The following is a 4,418-nucleotide window of genomic DNA, read 5'->3' as shown; positions in this document are numbered from 1 at the left end:
AGACGGTGACTGGCTCGACCACCCCTCGCGACCTGGACCTGGACTCCCTCAAGATCGTCGAACTCGCCATGCGTGCCCAGAGCGAGCTGGGCATCGAGATCGGCGAGGACGATATCACGTCCGACCTGACCCTGGACCAGATGCAGGAACTCCTGCGCGACAAGAGGAGGCAGACATGAGCCTGACGCCCACCAGCGAGGTGGCGCAGATCGTGGAGCAGGCGATGCGGGCCTGGCAGGCCAAGGACCGTGACGCCTACCTCGACTGCTACCGGCCCGACGCCACCCTGCAGGTCGGCGGCGAGGAGATCGGCTGCGGCCACGACGGCGTCGGTGAGTTCTTCGACCACTGGTGGAAGACCGCCCCCGACAACCGGATCGACCTGGAGTGGGTCCACCACGCCGACGACGTCGTCGTCCACGAGGGCGTCTTCCACGGCACCCACACCGACGACTCCGGAGAGCAGCCCGGCGGCCGGGCCTTCCGGGCCCCGTACACCGAGGTCTTCGTGGTCCGTGACGGCCTCATCGCCCAGCAGCGCCTCTACTTTGACTCCCGCCACATCAACCCGTAGACCGCAGCCCCCAGTCCGCATTCGCTGGCCGTCTCGGGGACGGCCAGCGGCCCGGCTCGCGATCGGCACCATTCCCCAGGAGGGATCCGGTGGACCGAGAACAGTTCGCCAAGGCGCTCGCCGACAAGGACGAGCGCACCCGCAGGTACGGGGATCTGGTCGCCCTTCACTACGACCGGGCCGCCGACTACTTCCACTCCGGCTGGGGCGACTCCTTCCACTTCACCTGGTACCAGGGTGACGAACCCCGGCAGGTCGCCCAAGCCCGCCAGCAGCACCGACTGGCCGATCTCGGCCGCTTCAGCGCCGGCGCCGCCGTCGCGGACATCGGGTGCGGCGCCGGCGGTCCCGACGCCGCCGTGGCCCGGCACTCGGGCGCTCGAGTGACCGGCGTCGACCTCTCACCCCGCCACATCGCCCTCGCCCAACGGCTCCACGCTGGCCTGCCGACCCTGCGGTTCCAGGTCGGCGACGCGATGCAACTGCCCTTCCCCTGCGCCGCCTTCGACGGCGCCTTCAGCATCGAAGCCCTGTGCCACACGCCGGACAAGGCCAAGGCCCACGGTGCGGTGGCCCGGATCCTGCGCCCCGGAGCCTCCTGGGTCGGCTACGACTGGTTCACCACCCACACTGCCGACACGGCCGCCTACCGGGACCGCGTCGAACCGCTGTGCCGGCAGTTCGTCCTGCCGAACCTCCTCGCCCTCGACGACCTCCCCCGCACACTGGAGCACTCCGGCTTCCGCACCGAAGGCGTCGGCTCCTACGCGGACCTCGGTGACCTCACCCGCAACTGGACCGAGTACGAACCGCCCCGGACTGGCCGGGACCGGACACCTCTCGACCGCCAACTGCACGAATCCCTGAGCCTCCTGCGCGCTGCCGTCGAGCATGGAGACTTCGTCTTCGGCTGGTGGCAGGCCGTCCGGCACTGACCGGGGAGTAGGGCAGGACACCCGGGGGGCGTCTGTGTCGGCCGTCGGCCGTCGGGTCAGCCTTTTGCCGCCCCGCGGGCCGACGATTCCGCCCGCAGGTCGCGGCCCAGTTCCTTGGGCAGGGAGAAGGTGAGGGATTCCTCGGCGGCCTTGACGGTCTCGACGTCCGTGTAGCCGCGGGCGGCGAGGTATTCCAGTACGCCGTCAACCAGGACCTCCGGGACCGAGGCACCGGAGGTGACACCGACGGTGGCCACGCCCTCCAGCCAGGCCTCGTCGATCTCGCCCGCCTCGTCGACGAGATACGCGTCGCGGGCGCCAGCGAGCTTGGCGGCCTCGAGCAGTTCCCGTAGGCGGGTGTTGGGCGTCTTCGGCACGTCTTCCCTCCCTGGCTCCGGTCAACCAGGCCACCTCCGCCCGTATTTCACAAGTGCGCAATGTTGCATCGGTTGCGGCGCATTCACAGCCCTGGCCCCCTGTGCGGCCCGGGGCCAGGGCGGTGCACTTGTTCAACCCGGCATCTGTTCGTCCCCAACAGTGGGCATGGCCGGCCGGGTTCGTTCCAGCCGTACCGACCTGGACCCCGGCGAAGGGAATGGCCCGATGAGTGCTCCGACGCGTGACCGCCCCGGCGTCACGGATCTGGCGCACCTGTCCGGGCCGGAGGCACTGCGGGACGTACCGGCCGGAGAACTCCCCGCGCTGGCCACACAGATCCGCAGCTCCCTGATCGAGAAAGTGTGCGCGGCGGGCGGGCATCTGGGGCCGAACCTGGGCGTGGTGGAGCTCACCTTGGCGCTGCACCGGGTCTTCGACTCGCCCCGCGATGCGCTGATCTTCGACACCGGGCACCAGGCGTATGTGCACAAACTGCTGACCGGTCGGGGCGAGGAGTTCGACACGCTGTGGCAGGCCGGCGGCCTGTCCGGCTACACCTCCCACGCCGAGTCGGTGCACGACCTCGTGGAGAACTCCCACGCCTCCACCGCCCTGTTCTACGCGGACGGGCTGGCCAAGGCCCGGGCCCTGAACGGCGAGGGGGAGAGGGCGGTGGTGGCGGTCATCGGGGATGGGGCCCTCACCGGCGGCATGGCCTTCGAGGCGCTGAACAACCTCGGCGGCGCCCCGCACCGGCCGGTGATTGTGGTGCTCAACGACAACGGCCGCTCCTACGCGCCCACCACGGGGGCCCTCGCCGCGCACCTGGCTGTCCTGAAGCAGGGCGGGGGCGCCAAGGCGTGCCAGAACCTGTTCACCGAGCTCGGGTTCACCTACTTCGGGCCCATCGACGGGCACAACACCAGCGAGATCGAGACCGTGCTGCGGCGCGCTCGCGCCCTGCGTCGGCCCGTGGTCGTGCATGTGATGACAGCCAAGGGCAAGAGCTATGCCCCGGCCGAGCAGGATGAGGCGGACTGCCTGCACGCGGTGGGCACCGTCGATACCGCCACCGGCCGCCCGGCGGCCCCCGCCGCCAAAGCGCGGTCGTGGACGAGTGTGTTCGGCCAGGCGCTGGTGGAAGCGGCGGCCGCGCGTGAGGACATCGTCGCGATCACCGCGGCGATGCTACGGCCTACCGGTCTGCACCCCATGGCTGAGCGGTTTCCGGAGCGCGTCTTCGATGTCGGCATCGCCGAGCAGCACGCCGTCACCTCCGCGGCTGGTCTGGCGATGGGCGGCATCCACCCCGTCGTCGCCATCTACGCTACCTTCCTCAATCGGGCCGTGGACCAAGTGCTGATGGATGTGGCCCTGCACCGGCTGCCGGTCACCTTCGTCCTCGACCGGGCCGGGATCACCGGCCCCGACGGCCCGAGCCATCACGGCATGTGGGACCTGTCCGTGCTCGCGGCCGTCCCAGGCCTGCGGATCGCGGATCCGCGCGACGCCACCCGGCTGCGCAGCCTGCTGAAGGCGGCCGTCGACATGCAGGACGGACCCACCGCACTGCGCCTGCCCAAAGCCTTGGTCGGCCCGGACATCGAGCCGGTGGCACGGATGGACGGCCTGGACATCCTGCACCGCAGCCTCGGCCGCCCTCTCGATGTCCTGCTCGTCCCCATCGGCCCGCTGGCCCAGGTCTCACTCGAGGCCGCCGCGCTTCTGGAGGCGGACGGGCTCGGCGTGACCGTCGCGGATCCGCGCTGGGTCATCCCGGTCAATCCGGCCCTGCCCAGCCTGGCCGCCCGCCATTGCCTCATCCTCACCATCGAAGACAACATCCATTCTGGCGGCGTGGGTTCAGCCATCGCCCAGGCATGCCGCGACGCCCACGTCACGACACCGGTCAGTGTGCTCGGTCTGCCCCACGGCCGCCGCACCGATCTGCTCGCCGAGGCCGGCCTCGATGCCGCGGGCATCGCCCGCACCGTACGCGAAGAGCTCCTCGCGCCCCCGAACACCGCTACTGCACCGGCCCATCACCCCACCTCTCTTCACTCTGCCCGGAGGGCCCGATGACGGCCATCGGCCTCGGCCTGCCCACCATCCCCAAGATCCCGGTGCGCCGCACCACCCGCCTACTCCATGCCGGCGGTGTCCCCGTCGGCGGCGGCGCACCCATCAGCGTGCAGACCATGACCACGACGCTCACCGCCGACGTGGACGCCACCCTGCGGCAGATCGCCGAAGTCACCGTAGCCGGCTGTGACATCGTCCGCATCGCCGTCCCCTCCCAGGACGACGACGCCCTGCCCGCCATCACCAGGAAGTCACCCATCCCCGTGATCGCCGACATCCACTTGCAACCCCGCTACGTCTTCGCCGCGAGCGACGCCGGATGCGCCGCCGTGCGCGTCAACCCCGGCAACATCAAGAAGTTCGACGACAAGGTCGGTGATATCGCCAAGGCCGCGTCAGCCGCAGGCGTGCCCCTGCGCATCGGTGTGAACGCCGGCTCCCTCGACCCC

At 70.4% G+C, this 4,418-nt stretch carries 5 protein-coding genes and 1 pseudogene; 5 read left to right on the top strand and 1 reads right to left on the bottom strand.

The features are described 5' to 3' along the window. Positions 1–5 precede the first annotated feature (5 nt). The 3 genes from ACFWZ5_RS44925 to ACFWZ5_RS44915 all read left to right on the top strand — a co-directional run bounded on the left by ACFWZ5_RS44925 (position 6) and on the right by ACFWZ5_RS44915 (position 1,509). The gene (locus tag ACFWZ5_RS44925) at positions 6–179 is read left to right on the top strand and encodes an acyl carrier protein (RefSeq protein ID WP_384892933.1); all 174 of its coding nucleotides are present in this window, start codon (positions 6–8) and stop codon (positions 177–179) included. Further along, positions 176–574, top strand: coding sequence for a nuclear transport factor 2 family protein (locus ACFWZ5_RS44920; protein WP_384892931.1), 399 nt, complete (start codon positions 176–178; stop codon positions 572–574). Before ACFWZ5_RS44925 ends, ACFWZ5_RS44920 begins: the two co-directional genes overlap by 4 nt. A gap of 89 nt (positions 575–663) precedes the next feature. Continuing rightward, complete coding sequence (locus ACFWZ5_RS44915; protein WP_384892927.1) at positions 664–1,509, top strand: SAM-dependent methyltransferase; 846 nt, start codon at positions 664–666, stop codon at positions 1,507–1,509. Between the two features lie 56 nt (positions 1,510–1,565). Here ACFWZ5_RS44915 and ACFWZ5_RS44910 read toward each other — a convergent pair. Beyond that, positions 1,566–1,853 (bottom strand): annotated as a pseudogene (locus tag ACFWZ5_RS44910) (4-hydroxy-3-methylbut-2-enyl diphosphate reductase); the annotation flags it as partial. 259 nt (positions 1,854–2,112) lie between these two features. Between ACFWZ5_RS44910 and ACFWZ5_RS44905 the strand changes: the two are divergent. Together ACFWZ5_RS44905 and ACFWZ5_RS44900 are read left to right on the top strand one after the other, a co-directional pair. Beyond that, on the top strand, positions 2,113–3,969 hold the full coding sequence (locus ACFWZ5_RS44905; RefSeq protein WP_384892924.1) for a 1-deoxy-D-xylulose-5-phosphate synthase: 1,857 nt from the start codon (positions 2,113–2,115) through the stop codon (positions 3,967–3,969). Further along, positions 3,966–4,418, top strand: a 453-nt coding sequence (locus ACFWZ5_RS44900; protein WP_384892921.1) for a flavodoxin-dependent (E)-4-hydroxy-3-methylbut-2-enyl-diphosphate synthase, incomplete at its 3' end; no start/stop codon positions are given. The genes ACFWZ5_RS44905 and ACFWZ5_RS44900, both read left to right, overlap by 4 nt.

Origin of the sequence: Streptomyces sp. NPDC059003 (assembly GCF_042740445.1) — a bacterium.
Classification (GTDB): Bacteria; Actinomycetota; Actinomycetes; order Streptomycetales; family Streptomycetaceae; genus Streptomyces.
Note: the sequence above shows the minus strand (reverse complement) of the source record. Positions and strands in the feature narration are given on the sequence as shown.

Coding starts and splice junctions, on each gene's coding strand:
- ACFWZ5_RS44920 (WP_384892931.1), top strand. CDS start 176: ATGAGCCTGACGCCCACCAGCGAGGTGGCGCAGATCGTGGAGCAGGCG.
- ACFWZ5_RS44905 (WP_384892924.1), top strand. CDS start 2,113: ATGAGTGCTCCGACGCGTGACCGCCCCGGCGTCACGGATCTGGCGCAC.